Here is a 13399-nt window from a genome sequence, read left to right on the forward strand (position 1 = left end):
CCTTAGCGCTTATGGCAACTACCTCACTCCTCATCCAGCGCCTCAAACAGGAATGGCTGCTCGTCCTGTTTGCGGCGCTCACGCTCGTATTGGCTATCGCCGATCCACGCTCGCTGCATGAGCACCAGCGCTGGCTGCGCCTGCCAACCTTGGCGGGACTGTTCGGCCTGATGCTCGCCATCCAGGGGATTCGTGATAGCGGCTGGGTGCAGCGCATCGCCGCTTCGTTGGTCGAGCGCGTACATTCACTGCGCGGCCTGGGCCTGCTCCTGGTCTCGGCCACGGCAATTCTGTCGATGGTGCTGACCAACGACGTCAGCCTGTTTCTGCTGGTGCCACTGACCGTCGCCATCGGCGGCATGTCGAACCTGCCGATTCTGCGCATGGTGATACTCGAAGCGTTGGCGGTGAACGCGGGCTCCACGCTAAGCCCGATCGGCAATCCGCAAAATCTGCTGCTCTGGCAGTACGAACACCTGCCCTTTCTGACCTTCGTACGCGTCATGTTCCCGGTCGCCGCCACCATGTTCGTCATGGTCGCCCTGCTTACCTGGTTCTGGCTGCCGCGCGAGCGCATCGAGCTGCATACGCATCTGGCCGAAGAGCAGCCTGTCAGCACGACACTGGGGCTGTTGTCGATCGTTGCGCTGTCGATGATGGTGATGATGATGGAGCACGGCGAAGCCCTGCTCGGCGCGGCCCTGGTAATCCTGCCGTTCCTGATCGAGCGCCAGACATTCAAGCGCCTGGATTGGCTGCTGCTGGCGACGTTCGCGGTGATCTTTCTCGGCTTGGGTCACCTGGCCGAATTGCCGCTTGTGCAAACGGGCCTTGATCGGCTCAGCCTCGACAAACCGCTGAATCTCTATATCGGCGGCATCGTCGCTTCGCAGATCATCAGCAACGTGCCCTCGACGGTGTTGCTGCTGAACCATGCCTCGGATGCCATGGCGCTCGCGGTTGCCGTCAACGTCGGCGGATTTGGTCTGGTGATCGGCTCGCTGGCCAATCTGATCGCCTTGCGCCTGGCAAAACAGCCGCATGCGATGGGGCTGTTTCACAAGGTGTCGATACCGTTTTTGCTGGTGTGCGCGCCGGTGGTTTATCTGGTCTGGACGGCGCTGCATTAGGAGCGCCCCTCACCCCGGCCCTCTCCCCTGGCTTTGCCGGGGGAGAGGGTTAGGGTGAGGGGGGGCTCCAACAACTCAATCATCGTCATCATCGTGCGGTACGCTCACCTTGCCCGAGATATCGGACTTGTGCACGTCGCCACTACCCTTCGCACCCAGGCTGAAATCGCCGCGCACATTGCGCACGGTCAGATCGCCCGAACCGAGCGTATCGGCACGCACGCTGCCGCCGACACCGACCAATGTCACATCGCCCGAGCCTATGCTGCCGACTTTGACATCACCCTTGATGTCATGGAATTTCGCGTCGCCCGAGCCGACCGAACCCAGCTCGATACGCCCGATATTGCGCCCATCGATATCGCCCGAACCCACGCCGCCGATAAAGGTGTCGTCGATGTCGGTGAGGTGCAGGTCACCCGAACCCACGCGTCCCTTGACCGTGTGCACACCGCTCACCCAACCATCGCCGGAACCGACATTGATCGATACGGGCATCTTCGCCGGCAACTGGAGATTGATGTCCAGGTCCGTATAGGTGCTACCGAAAAAATTGATGGTCGTATGGTGTCCACCGAGCTCGACGATCAGGCGATCGCCTTCGCGATGCTGGGTGACCGTGAGATCTTCCAGCAGCTTCTGGTCGGATGCGCAGGCACGGCCATTGAGATCGCCGACGGTAGCGCTGTCGCTGCCGGTGACATGCAGGTCGTAACTATTGACCTCGAGCTGCACCTCCCGCACGCCGGACAAGTCCAGCTTCATCGCGCGGGGCGCCTGGTATTTGCAGTCGTCGTGCGCGTGGGCGGCCAATGGGGCCACCAGCAAGGCGGCAAGAATCAAGCGACGCATGGTGAGGTTCCTTTAAGTGAACGGTTCGAAGACTCAGATGCAACCCGTGGGAAAAAGGTTGCGTCCGCGCCCAGGAACCGTCAACCGCCAGCAGTCATGGCTTGGCTTCTTCTGAGGCGCAAAGGCGCTGGGCCCCGGCGTTCGCCGGGGCGACGGTGAGGGGTAACAGGCGCACCCTATCAGCCACTCTCTCAGTCGGCGCCCCGGCGAACGCCGGGGCCCAGTGTCTTCAATCGTGCGACGACCGCTCCAGCACCTTCACCCGCTGCCAAAGCGCCTCTTGTCCGGCCAGATCACGCTCGGCCAGAGGCTTGCCTTCACTCTCCGCCAACGCCTCCATCCGCCGAAACCGACGCTCGAACTTGGCATTGGCATGCCGCATCGCCTGCGAAAAATCGACCCCGGCGTGGCGGGCCAGATTCACCGTGACGAATAACACGTCACCGATTTCGTCCTGCAGCCGCCCGACATCCGCGCCATCGGCGAACTCGGCGCGCACTTCGTCCAGTTCCTCGGCCAGCTTGTCCAGCACCGGCGCTGCGTTCGGCCAGTCGAACCCGACTTTGGCCGCGCGTTGCTGCAACTTGGTGGCGCGCTTCCATTCCGGCAGCCCATGCGACACGCCGGCCAGCACGCTGGTGTCGTCGACGCCGTCACCCTTGGCCGCGCGTTCGGCACGCTTGATGTCTTCCCAACCCTGCTTTTGCGCTTCGATATCGTCGTAGCTGGTATCGCCGAACACATGCGGATGTCGACGCAGCATCTTGTCGCTGATCGCATGCGCCACATCGTCGAAATCGAACAGCCCGGCCTCCTTGGCCATCTGCGCATGAAAAACGACCTGCAGAAGAAGATCGCCGAGCTCATCGCGAAGGTCGTGCCAGTCCTGCCGGTCGATCGCATCGGCCACTTCGTAGGCTTCTTCGATCGTATAGGGCGCGATGGTGGCGAAATTCTGTTTCACGTCCCAGGGGCAACCCCGTTCGGGGTCGCGAAGGCGGGTCATGATGTCGAGAAGATCGTTCAGGGTGTGGCGCGACATAGTCCGAAAGCCTCGAAAACCAGCCAAATTTTGTAAATGCGTTGCTTTGAACGGTCGCGACGTTTACAGATCCAATGCCAGCAAGCGCCCGCGCCAATCGATACTCGTATCGCCCACGGCAATGAATTCCGGATTGAGCAGCGACTCCCCGCGGTTGTAGCGAAAAGGCTCGCCACGCAGATCCAGCACCGCGCCGCCGGCTTCTTCCAGCACGCACTGCGCCGCAGCGGTGTCCCACTCGCTGGTGGGGCCGCGACGCAAATAGACGTCCGCTTCGCCACGGGCAATCACGCAGAACTTCAACGACGATCCCAGCGGATGCGAGGTGTACTCGTCACCCAGCAAGGCCTGCAACATCGACACCGCACTACCGCCATGCGAACGGCTACCGGCCACGGTCGGCGGCTGCGCCAGGTCGCGTGTACCGATGCGCTGCCAGGCGCCGCCCAGTGTTTTCTGCAACCAGGCACCTTCGCCGCGCCGGGCGACATAAAGCTCGCCGGTCACCGGCGCCAGCACCACGCCAAGCACGGTTTCATGGTTGTCGATCAGCGCGATGTTGACCGTGAACTCGCCGTTGCGCTTGACGAACTCGCGCGTGCCATCGAGCGGATCGACCAGCCAATAGCGCGTCCACTCCTTTCGTTCGCTCCAGGCGGCTGCATGTGCCTCTTCCGACACCACCGGCAGTCGCGGCTCCAGATCGTCCAGGCCGGCCACGATCACTTCCTGCGCAGCCAGATCGGCTGCCGTGACCGGCGAGCGATCGGATTTCTGCACCACGTCAAAGTCGCTGCGATAAACCGTGAGGATGGCTTCGCCGGCCGCGCGGGCGATATCGCCCACGCGTTGCAGCAGGGGGGAAAGTTCGGCGCTCACGTGGGACGAAAGCGGCCGGCGAGGAACTCGCGCGCCATGAACAGGGCGGCGATGGAACGCCCTTCGGTGACATCGTCGCGTGCGACCAGGAGGTGCAGTTCGGACATCTTCCACGGCACCACTTCGAGCTCTTCCGGTTCGTCGCCTTGCAGGCGCTCCGGGTAGAGATCCTGCGCCAACACCACATGGGCCATATGCGTCATATACGACGGCGACAGCGACAGGCTATGTAGCGGAGTCAACTTGCGTGCGCCAAAACCAATCTCTTCCTTGAGCTCGCGATCGGCACCTTCCAGCGCGGTTTCGCCATGATCGAGCCGCCCTTTCGGCAGGCATAGCTCATAGCGACCGACGCCGGCGCCGTACTCGCGTACCAGCAGCACGGTTTCGTCGTCCTGCATCGGCACGATGATCACCGCGCCTGTGCCGCTGCCCTTCAGGCGCTCGTAGGTGCGGCGTTCGCCGTTGGAGAATTCCAGATCCAGTTGCTCGACGTGCAGGAAGCTGCTGCCGTGCACGTCGCGGGTGGCATGGATGATCGGTGGTTTGCGCATCGGGCGATTGTAACCCGCCTCAGGCCCGGGCTCGCGGCATCACCGGCGGGCGCCCGGCAAAGACGGCCCAGATCAGCAGGGCATAAGCCACGGCGTGCAGCACGCCGGCCACCGCGCTCCACACGCCGATCATCTGCAGGGAGGCGTAGCGCGTCTCGGAGGGCAGCTGCGGCACATAGACGCCGTAAAGCCATACGTTGACGAAGGCCAGCAGCAGATTCACCACGCTGGCAATCATCAGCAACATCGCGGCACGAGGTGCCCGTTGCCAGCCGATGGCCGCGACGATAATGCCGGCAAAGGACGCGGCAATCGCCGGGCTATTGCCCAGCAGCAACCCGGCAAAGGCCGGAAAACTCCCCATACTTCCCATTATTCAAACTCCCTGAGTGACATGACGTAATCGTTGCAACGAAAGAGCATGCATCGCGGCCGTGCCGGCCAGGACACTGCGCGTATCCAGATTCAGCGCCTGCCCTTCCAGATCGGTAAACACGCCGCCGGCTTCGCGCACGATCACCGCCAGCGCCGCGACGTCGAGAATATTCACATCCGACTCGATCACCAGATCCAGTCCGCCGCGGGCGAGCAGATGGTAGTGGCAGAAATCGCCATAGCCGCGAATGCGGTTGGCCTCGGCCACCAGACCACCCAGTACGTTCCAGCGCCCATCCGCCGTCAACGACTTGATGTTGCCGAAGGAAATCGAGGCCTTGGCCAGCTCGGCCGTCTCGGCGACCTGGACGCGCTCGCCCTCGAACCAGCTCCCGCCACCGGTGCTGGCCCACATCGTCTCGCCATATACCGGCGCGCTGGACACGCCCAGCACCAGCTCGCCCTTGTGCATCAGCGCGATCTGGGTGGAGAAAAACGGCGTACGCCGCACGAAACTCTTGGTGCCGTCGAGCGGATCGACCAGCCAGAGCCATTCCTGCGTGTCGCCTTCACGGCCGAACTCTTCACCGTAGATATCGGCCTGGGGCAAGGCGGTGCGCAAGATGTCACGAATCGCCAGCTCCGCTTCGCGGTCGGCTACCGTGACGGGCGTGGCGTCGCTTTTCCATTCCACCGACACGCCTTTGCGCCAGTAATGCAGCAGGATATCCGCAGCAGCGGCAGCGGCTTGACGTGCCGCGTCGAGGGCGGTCGAGTAATCCGTCGTGCTCATGATTTTCCCTTTGCCCACTTGGCGAACCCGCCACTTTGTTCCAGATGCAACGTGCCATCGGACCCCACCGGCCCCAACGAGGCCAGCCAGCGCTGCAGGGCCGGCTGATGCCCGCGCGGCTGCGCCTCCAGGCCGTAACGCCAACCCAGCGCGCTGACGCCGAAACTGCCCGACAGCTGCAGCGGACCCTCCGGGTCTCGTACATCGCCAAACGATCCTTTCAACACCGCGTTATTGACCTGCGCTTCCCAGTGCAGGGTACCCAGTGGCAATGTGCCTTGCGACGTGGCCATGGCGGCGTTTTCCCACTGCCCGGTGCCGCTCAGGCTGATCGGCCATTGCGCCTGGATCAGCGCACTGGTGATATCGACCTCCAGCACGCCCTGCGGCTGCCCCCATGCGGCGGCATGCAGGCCGAGCGCGGCCAGGTCGAAGCGCGCATGCACGTCTTCCCAATGCGTGGTGGTCTCGCTCAGGCGCTCCATATGGCCGCGAAACGCCCAGACCTTGCCGTTGAGATCGACCGTTGCGGCGGTGTGGCCGAACACAGTCAGACGCGACAGCTGCCAATTCAGGCTACCGATGCTATGCCCATCGGCAGCCAGCACCTGGTCGGCATGCCCATCCCAGATCGAACCAGATACCCCGTCCAGGCGCAGCCCGTGCAGGCGCGCCTCGATCTGCGGCTGCACCCAGCGGGCAGGCAGAAACCAGCCCAGACCTACGACGACCAGTACTACCAGCACCAGGACGACCAGCAACGCACGCAACGGCTTCAAACCAGGGAGCTCCTTGAAAATGACAACTGCGGCAGGACTTGAGCCGCCGCACGGCTACCCCCGATCATAACCGGATGACCAGTCCTCTCCTCAGCAATGCCGCGCTCGCCGAGCGCGATCTTCGTCACCTTTGGCACCCTTGCACCCAAATGCACGACCACCAGACCGTGCCGATGCTACCCATCGTGCGCGGCGAAGGCGCTTGGCTGATCGATGCCGACGGCCGCCGCTACCTGGATGGCATCAGTTCCTGGTGGACCAATATCTTCGGCCACGCCAACCCACGCATCGCCGCCGCCCTGAAAACCCAGCTCGATACGCTGGAACACGTGATCTTTGCCGGCTTCACCCATGAGCCGGCGATCGAACTGGCCGAGGAACTGGTACGTATCACGCCGCCCGGGCTGGACAAGGTATTCCTGGCCGACAATGGCTCGGCCGCGATCGAAGTCGCCCTGAAGATGAGTTTTCACTATTGGCTCAATCTGGGCCACGGTGAGAAGACGCGCTTTATCGCGCTGAGCGGCAGCTATCACGGCGAGACATTGGGAGCGCTCTCGGTCAGCGATGTGGCGCTTTATCGCAAGACATACGCCCCGTTGTTGCTCACCCCGTTTCTTGCGCCCTCGCCCGATGCCTACGAAGGCGAGCCGGGTGAAAGCGCCGAACAGACTGCGGAACGTCGCCTAGGTGAATTGCGTAGCTTGCTTGAGCAGCATGCACATGAAACCTGTGCGGTCATCGTTGAGCCGCTGGTGCAATGTGCCGGCGGCATGCGGATGTATCACCCGCGCTATCTGGCTGGTCTTCGTGCGTTGTGCGATGAGTTCGATGTGCATTTCATTGCTGACGAGATTGCTGTTGGCTTTGGTCGCACGGGGACGTTGTTTGCTTGCGAGCAGGCGAGTGTCACGCCCGACTTCATGTGCCTGTCCAAAGGGTTGACGGGCGGCTTCCTACCGCTTTCGGCCGTACTCACCCATAACGCTGTCTACGAAGCGTTCTATGCCGAGTACAGCGCGGGCAAGGCGTTTTTGCATTCGCACAGCTATACCGGTAATCCGCTTGCCTGCCGTGCCGCACTGGCTACGCTGCAGATCTTCCGTGACGAGCCGGTACTGGCGCGCAACCGCGATTTGGCCGCACATTTGGCCAAACGTCTGGCACCGTTGCGCGATCATCCGCATGTCGCCGATGTGCGGCAGACCGGCATGATTGCCGCGGTGGAACTGGTGCGAGACAAACTCACGCGCGCGCCCTTCCCTGCAGACGAACGCCGTGGGCTGCGCGTGTACTTGCATGGATTGGAACATGGCGCGTTGTTGCGCCCATTGGGCAACGTTGTTTATTTCATGCCGCCGTATGTCGTGACGGAGAGCGAGATTGATTTTCTTGTTGACGTTGCCATGGCGGGCATTGAAAAAGCGGTGCGCTAGAGCGCTTCAAAAACCTCGCTCCCTCTCCCCTGGCTCTGCCGGGGAGAGGGCTGGGGTGAGGGGGCACCGGGTGCTCGCCGAGCCCTGACCTACCGCCCACGCACCGAAATACTCGGATCCAGCTTCTGCAGCGCCGGCCCAAGCTGCGTCTCGCCGGTCTGGCGAATATCCTCCTGGCCATAACTACGGCCAGCCACCGGCAAACACTTGCCCTGCTTGGCCTTGATCAAACTACCGGTGTCGCGAATGCAATTGCGGTCCCCCGGCTTGATGACCTGTTTATCCGTTGAAGGAGCCTGCGCAGCAGGATCGGCGGCCTGGGCGTATGCCGCGCCCGCGCTCAGCACAGCGGCCAGCGCGAAGGAAACAAGGGAAAGCTTGGACATGACAATGCACCTCCTGGGCGCACCTGAAACGTGGGGACGAGTGGATGCTCCTCTGTGTATAACGTGGGGGCAAGGTTTCGGTTCACCAGGCGCTGCCGGCGCTTCAGGTTCGCTGTCGCACGCCATCCGCTATCCTTGCGTTTTTCCACACGATTTCGCTCCATGCGCACCATCCGCATTCATGTCGACCAGCCCCTGAACAGCGGTACCGAACTGGCGCTGCCCAGTCAGGCCAGCGAACACGTCGCCCGCGTACTCCGTCTGACCGCCGGTGACGCGATCACCCTGTTCAACGGTGACGGCTGCGACTACCCCTCGCTGATCGCCAGCGTCGGCAAGCGCGAAGTTGTCGTCCACGTACAAGCGCAGCAGCCGCTGCAAAACGAGTCGCCCCTGCGACTCACCCTGGCCCAGGGCGTAGCGCGCGGCGAAAAGATGGACCTGATCGTGCAAAAGGCCACCGAGCTCGGCGTTGCACGGATTGTTCCACTCCTCACCGAGCGCTCGGAAGTGAAACTGGACGCGTCGCGTACGGAAAAGCGTGTGGCTCATTGGCAAGCGGTTGCCGCGAGCGCTTGCGAACAAAGCGGCCGTGCACGTTTACCGGATATCACCGCACCACAGACCTTGGATGCCTGGGCACGGGGACTCACCGACGATGGCATGACGCGGCTGGCCCTGCTGCCTAACGGCAGCGTCAAAACAAGCGAGCTCGGCTTTTCGTCGACTGGCGGCGTACTTGTCGTCGGCCCAGAGGGCGGGCTGGGCGACCGCGATGTCGCCGTGCTGGATGAGGCCGGCTTCCGTGGTCTGGTGCTGGGGCCGCGCATCCTGCGCACCGAAACCGCCGGACTTGCCGCGCTCGCCGCGCTGCAGGCGTTATACGGCGACCTTTAATCCAGTACGCCAAGCGCATAACGGACCGTCACCCGCACCGGACATAATCGCCCATTGCCCAGGCGCCGCGCCGGCTAGGGATTATCACCATTGACCGACCCACCCATTACCTAGGCGCTAATGGGAGCCCCGAAAAATCACCGCGATTTAATGTTTTAAATTGCAAGATCGGGAGACAACCTATTCGTAACCTCACTGTCCCGACGCCACGGAGCCACGGATATGCTATCGCATGGCCTCGTTTTTACGTTGGTCGCTGTTCTAGCCGTCTCCGCCGCCCTTGCCTATATTCGTTACCGCCACACACGGCATCTCCCGCCGGAACTACGAGCACCTGACAAAATTCATGGCTTCGCGTATACGCCCTTTCGCCCCGGGCAAGCACCAGAAAAGCGTTACCCCTCGCATCAGGAAATACGCGAAGACCTGGCCATTATCAGCGGATTAAGCAACCGCATTCGCACTTATTCAGTCGACGGCAGCCAGGCGGATATCCCGATGCTCGCCGCCGAGTTCGGCATGGAAGTCATTCTCGGTATATGGATCGGTACGGACCTGACGCTCAACGAGCGTGAAATAGAACGTGCGATCGAGGTCATTCGCGGAGCATCGAATGTTAAAGCCGTTCTAGTGGGCAATGAAGCGCTATTCCGGCACGACGTTACCGAAGAGCAGCTCATTGCCTATATCACTCGAATCCGCGCCGCCGTCGACGTGCCCGTTTCCGCATCCGAGCAGTGGCATATCTGGGAAGAACACCCGACGCTGGTCGAGTATGTCGACATGATCTCGGCCCATATACTGCCGTACTGGGAATCCGCCTCGTACAACGAAAGCCCTCAGGTCGTCCTCGACCGCATCGAGAAGCTCGAACAGTTTTATCAGGGCAAGCCGGTCATGCTCAGCGAAGTAGGTTGGCCCAGCCAAGGCCGCCATCCCGGCAACGGCACCATCACGGCACCCGGTCATCAGGCTGTACATATCCGCACACTGGTCGATCGGCTCAACCGCATCGGGCGCAGTTATTTCGTCATGGAAGCGTTCGACCAGCGCTGGAAACTCGACGAGGGAGAGGTCGGCCCGTATTGGGGTGTCTTCGACGCGAAACGCCAACCGAAATTCGCTTTTACCGGTCCGATCATTATCAAGCTGCAATGGCGCGCCCTGTTCTTCCGACTCATCGATGGCTCGCGCCTATCGAGCACCGGATGGTCTGTCCTCTGCGGCATGACCGCGCTCGCGGCCTGCATATTGATGGCGTTTGCCTATGCGCACACCCGCCAATACGCCAGCGTGTTCGGAATCGCCCTAAGTATCGTATGGGTATTGCAGCTGTTTCTCGGCCTGGTCACCGAGATGCACGAGTTGGCCGAGAACGCCTGGACACCGGAGCACCGCCGCATGTTTCTACCGTGGCGTGCGGCCATCGGTCATTTCCCCAAGGTATGCATCCATCTGCCCTGCCACAACGAACCACCGGAAATGGTCAAGAATACGCTCAACGCGCTTGCCCATCTGGATTACGTCGATTACGAAGTGATGGTGATCGACAACAACACCCTCGATCCGGCTATCTGGCAGCCTATTCAGGCCCACGTAGAGACGTTGGGGCCACGCTTTCGGTTCTTTCACGTCGCACCCTTGGAAGGCTACAAGAGCGGCGCGTTGAATTATCTTCTGGAACGCACCGGGACCGACGTGCATGTCGTGGCTATTATCGATTCCGATTACATCGTGGATCGCCTTTGGCTCAGGCATCTGGTTCCGCACTTCATCGACCCAACCATCGCAGTTATTCAAGCACCCCAGGATTATCGCGACCGACAGGACAGCACATTCAAAGGCTTTTGCTTTTCCGAATACCGCGGCTTCTTCAACATAGGCATGGTCGTGCGCAACGACCACAACGCCATCATCCAGCATGGCACCATGACCATGATTCGCCGCGATATTCTGGCGCAACTTCGCTGGGATGAAAGCTGCATCTGCGAGGATGCCGAATTTGGCTTGCGCGTGCTGGAGCAAGGCCATGCCACCGCCTACATCAATCGCAGCTACGGCAAGGGCCTGATCCCCGATTCCTTCGCGGCCTTCAAGAAGCAGCGCTTCCGCTGGGCATATGGCGCCATGCAGATCATCAAGCGACATGCACGCAGCCTGCTATTAGGACGCGATACAAAACTCAACGTTCGCCAGCGCTACCACTTCATAGTCGGCTGGCTCCCCTGGATGTTCGAAAGCCTGAACCTGTTTTGGACCGGCTTCACGCTGCTCTGGTCGCTGGCCATGCTGGCTGTTCCACAAGTTGCTGCATTGCCATGGATATTCACGCTGACGCCCATCCTGGTCTTGCTCAGCCGGACCAGCAAGATGGCGCATCTGAGACGTCGCCTGTCGGAAGGCAATTTCAAGGACGCCATCCGATCCGTTACCGCGGGAAGTGCGGTCTACCACACCATCGCCAAGGCGGTGTTCTTCGGTCTCGTCACCCGGCACATCCCTTTCAGCCGCACCCCGAAAAATATCGAACGCCCCAGCCTTTGGAAGGCCCTCGCCGAAGCGCGTGAAGAGCTCATCGTCATGTTACTGCTATGGAGCGGCGCGATCGCCATCGGCGTCACCCATGGCGTCGGCACGTTGGACAACGCCTGCTGGATAGTCATGCTATTGGCACAATCCGTACCGTATCAGGCATCGCTGCTCATGGCTGTACTTTCCGCCCAGCCAAAGCCCGCGATGGCTGTTGCACCCGATATGGAACAGCAGCGCAGCGATGCGTAGCTAAGCATCTACAGGGAACATCGAGAAAACCATTTGCCTCCCAGCGAATCAATCAACACACAATGTTTGTAGGAGCGACTTCAGTCGCGACCTAACCGTCGGACGCAGCTGAAACTGCCCCTACAGAATCCAGAAAAGCGCCAGGTATTGGGGAAGCAGCCCAGACTTGCGATAACTAAAAAGCCTTCAAGAACGATAAACGAGCAGGAGCCCATTGCGCATGAGCTGGCTCGCCTTTGACGTAGAACTAGCAGCGCCTATGTGTCCGATTTCACAACATCGCGCTGCAGCAGCATCGAATGAGATGCGACGCATGGGATGGCAGCGAGCCAGGAGAACGTTACCGCGACAGCCGCGCCCTTGATGCCGCCAATTGCGGCGGCAAACAGAACAGCCCAAGAAAGCGTCGAAGCCAGGGAGGCGATCAACGCGACCAGAAAAAAGATCGTTGCACCCGTTACAGTGCCAGCAATGCATAGCCCCAACGCCGACACTGCATTCCTGGACCGAGCCATTGCAAAAATGGGATAACCAGCGCACCAGGTAATAACGAGCACGAGAACGAACTCGCCCAGAAATAGCGGCCACAGATCGTCAAATCGAACCCATCGGGCAAGCTCATCGCTCTGAGCACCTACATGCAACACGATCCAAGCGTATATGGCGGTGAGCAGGGGCGATGCACGCAGCGAGGAAGGTCCTCATGCTGGATCCTCAGGAACCGGAGAGTACGCGCGCTTTATGCCACGCACATAAGTCATCGAATGAAGCTTCTCGCGATTCAGCGTCCGCCTCGCCTTCACCAAGGGCCAGTCGACAGTAGACGCAATTGGCAGCATCGGGGTCCAAGATACCTTTCGACTTGTCCCGCATTATCACGTTCTTGCCGACCGCGCCGCGATGACCTTGCAGAGGCGCGGCATCCACTCTGGGCTTCTTCACGCTGCCTCCCGCAATATTTAGCTCGCTTAACAATCCAAGAACTCGCCCAGGTCTATCCCTCACCTCTCTCCCATATCAAAACCCAGGGGTGATCCCGTAGAGCAGGGAATGCCGCCGCCATCGCCCCTAGGAACGCAGCCTTGACGTCAGCGAGCATCTCTTGCAACTTTCTCAGCTCTAGAAATTCCTCAACAGGGTTCGGCTGCCATGATGACCAGCTTTGACAAGTCACGCGGCACGCATCCCCTTCAATAGAAAATACCAAGGATCTCTCCAAGCCCTGCTCGTAGAAATCTATTTGCCCTGAACTTCTGTCAATCAAAGCATTCAGAGCAGACGGAAGCTGCTCCATAAAGATCGGCAAATCCGTAGAAGCATCCACCGGCCAAACAGCTTGTCCAAAGCCAGATACAGAGAAGCTCAGCTTGCTGGCGAGCAGCTTGCAGACGTCCATTAAGATAGAACGAACGTCATCTTCCTCTTCGTTATAGTTAAGATTTTCGCTGACCATCTGCTCGATCGCGAATGCTCTTAGATCAATGTTCATATAGCT

The 13399-nt window shown here is 60.7% G+C and carries 14 protein-coding genes; 4 read left to right on the forward strand and 10 right to left on the reverse strand.

Annotated features, from left to right (window positions below):
* Nucleotides 1–11 precede the first annotated feature (11 nt).
* Nucleotides 12–1130, forward strand: a complete 1119-nt coding sequence (locus ACZ6WW_RS02305; RefSeq protein WP_465272789.1) for an SLC13 family permease — start codon at nt 12–14, stop codon at nt 1128–1130.
* Nucleotides 1131–1205: 75 nt separating this feature from the next.
* On the opposite strand, the gene ACZ6WW_RS02310 is transcribed toward ACZ6WW_RS02305, so the two are convergent.
* The 7 genes from ACZ6WW_RS02310 to gspN form a co-directional block, all read right to left on the reverse strand.
* Nucleotides 1206–1982: a DUF4097 family beta strand repeat-containing protein gene (locus ACZ6WW_RS02310; protein ID WP_281852251.1), complete on the reverse strand. Its 777-nt coding sequence runs from the start codon at nt 1980–1982 to the stop codon at nt 1206–1208.
* A 229-nt stretch (nt 1983–2211) separates the two neighbouring features.
* A complete protein-coding gene (mazG, locus tag ACZ6WW_RS02315) occupies nt 2212–3024 on the reverse strand; it encodes a nucleoside triphosphate pyrophosphohydrolase (protein WP_465272790.1) in 813 nt (270 codons plus the stop codon).
* A 63-nt stretch (nt 3025–3087) separates the two neighbouring features.
* The gene (cysQ, locus tag ACZ6WW_RS02320; protein WP_465272791.1) at nt 3088–3903 is read right to left on the reverse strand and encodes a 3'(2'),5'-bisphosphate nucleotidase CysQ; all 816 of its coding nucleotides are present in this window, start codon (nt 3901–3903) and stop codon (nt 3088–3090) included.
* Complete coding sequence (gene nudE / locus ACZ6WW_RS02325) at nt 3900–4457, reverse strand: ADP compounds hydrolase NudE (protein WP_465272792.1); 558 nt, start codon at nt 4455–4457, stop codon at nt 3900–3902. Before nudE ends, cysQ begins: the two co-directional genes overlap by 4 nt.
* 19 nt (nt 4458–4476) lie before the next feature.
* Nucleotides 4477–4830, reverse strand: coding sequence for a hypothetical protein (locus ACZ6WW_RS02330; RefSeq protein ID WP_281852247.1), 354 nt, complete (start codon nt 4828–4830; stop codon nt 4477–4479).
* A gap of 3 nt (nt 4831–4833) precedes the next feature.
* Nucleotides 4834–5625: an inositol monophosphatase family protein gene (locus ACZ6WW_RS02335; protein ID WP_465272793.1), complete on the reverse strand. Its 792-nt coding sequence runs from the start codon at nt 5623–5625 to the stop codon at nt 4834–4836.
* A complete protein-coding gene (gene gspN, locus ACZ6WW_RS02340) occupies nt 5622–6404 on the reverse strand; it encodes a type II secretion system protein N (RefSeq protein WP_465272794.1) in 783 nt (260 codons plus the stop codon). Before gspN ends, ACZ6WW_RS02335 begins: the two co-directional genes overlap by 4 nt.
* A 74-nt stretch (nt 6405–6478) precedes the next feature.
* On the opposite strand from gspN, the gene ACZ6WW_RS02345 reads away from it, so the two are divergent.
* Entirely contained in the window at nt 6479–7840 is a 1362-nt protein-coding gene (locus tag ACZ6WW_RS02345; protein ID WP_465272795.1) for an adenosylmethionine--8-amino-7-oxononanoate transaminase, read from the forward strand.
* Nucleotides 7841–7929: 89 nt separating this feature from the next.
* On the opposite strand, the gene ACZ6WW_RS02350 is transcribed toward ACZ6WW_RS02345, so the two are convergent.
* Nucleotides 7930–8226 carry a hypothetical protein gene (locus ACZ6WW_RS02350; RefSeq protein WP_465272796.1) on the reverse strand — a complete coding sequence of 99 codons (297 nt, stop codon included), beginning with the start codon at nt 8224–8226 and terminating at the stop codon, nt 7930–7932.
* 162 nt (nt 8227–8388) lie between these two features.
* On the opposite strand from ACZ6WW_RS02350, the gene ACZ6WW_RS02355 reads away from it, so the two are divergent.
* Entirely contained in the window at nt 8389–9123 is a 735-nt protein-coding gene (locus tag ACZ6WW_RS02355) for a 16S rRNA (uracil(1498)-N(3))-methyltransferase (RefSeq protein ID WP_465272797.1), read from the forward strand.
* Nucleotides 9124–9345: 222 nt separating this feature from the next.
* Nucleotides 9346–11904: a glycosyltransferase family 2 protein gene (locus ACZ6WW_RS02360; protein ID WP_465272798.1), complete on the forward strand. Its 2559-nt coding sequence runs from the start codon at nt 9346–9348 to the stop codon at nt 11902–11904.
* A gap of 257 nt (nt 11905–12161) precedes the next feature.
* On the opposite strand, the gene ACZ6WW_RS02365 is transcribed toward ACZ6WW_RS02360, so the two are convergent.
* Both ACZ6WW_RS02365 and ACZ6WW_RS02370 read right to left on the reverse strand, forming a co-directional pair.
* On the reverse strand, nt 12162–12551 hold the full coding sequence (locus ACZ6WW_RS02365) for a hypothetical protein (protein ID WP_465272799.1): 390 nt from the start codon (nt 12549–12551) through the stop codon (nt 12162–12164).
* Between the two features lie 347 nt (nt 12552–12898).
* Nucleotides 12899–13393 carry a hypothetical protein gene (locus ACZ6WW_RS02370; RefSeq protein WP_465272800.1) on the reverse strand — a complete coding sequence of 165 codons (495 nt, stop codon included), beginning with the start codon at nt 13391–13393 and terminating at the stop codon, nt 12899–12901.
* Nucleotides 13394–13399 lie beyond the last annotated feature (6 nt).

Source organism: Dyella sp. NPDC103356, from assembly GCF_055584465.1.

Coding starts and splice junctions, on each gene's coding strand:
- ACZ6WW_RS02305 (WP_465272789.1), top strand. CDS start 12: ATGGCAACTACCTCACTCCTCATCCAGCGCCTCAAACAGGAATGGCTG.
- ACZ6WW_RS02310 (WP_281852251.1), bottom strand. CDS start 1,982: ATGCGTCGCTTGATTCTTGCCGCCTTGCTGGTGGCCCCATTGGCCGCC.
- mazG (WP_465272790.1), bottom strand. CDS start 3,024: ATGTCGCGCCACACCCTGAACGATCTTCTCGACATCATGACCCGCCTT.
- nudE (WP_465272792.1), bottom strand. CDS start 4,457: ATGCGCAAACCACCGATCATCCATGCCACCCGCGACGTGCACGGCAGC.
- ACZ6WW_RS02330 (WP_281852247.1), bottom strand. CDS start 4,830: ATGGGAAGTATGGGGAGTTTTCCGGCCTTTGCCGGGTTGCTGCTGGGC.
- ACZ6WW_RS02335 (WP_465272793.1), bottom strand. CDS start 5,625: ATGAGCACGACGGATTACTCGACCGCCCTCGACGCGGCACGTCAAGCC.
- ACZ6WW_RS02345 (WP_465272795.1), top strand. CDS start 6,479: ATGACCAGTCCTCTCCTCAGCAATGCCGCGCTCGCCGAGCGCGATCTT.
- ACZ6WW_RS02350 (WP_465272796.1), bottom strand. CDS start 8,226: ATGTCCAAGCTTTCCCTTGTTTCCTTCGCGCTGGCCGCTGTGCTGAGC.
- ACZ6WW_RS02355 (WP_465272797.1), top strand. CDS start 8,389: ATGCGCACCATCCGCATTCATGTCGACCAGCCCCTGAACAGCGGTACC.
- ACZ6WW_RS02360 (WP_465272798.1), top strand. CDS start 9,346: ATGCTATCGCATGGCCTCGTTTTTACGTTGGTCGCTGTTCTAGCCGTC.
- ACZ6WW_RS02370 (WP_465272800.1), bottom strand. CDS start 13,393: ATGAACATTGATCTAAGAGCATTCGCGATCGAGCAGATGGTCAGCGAA.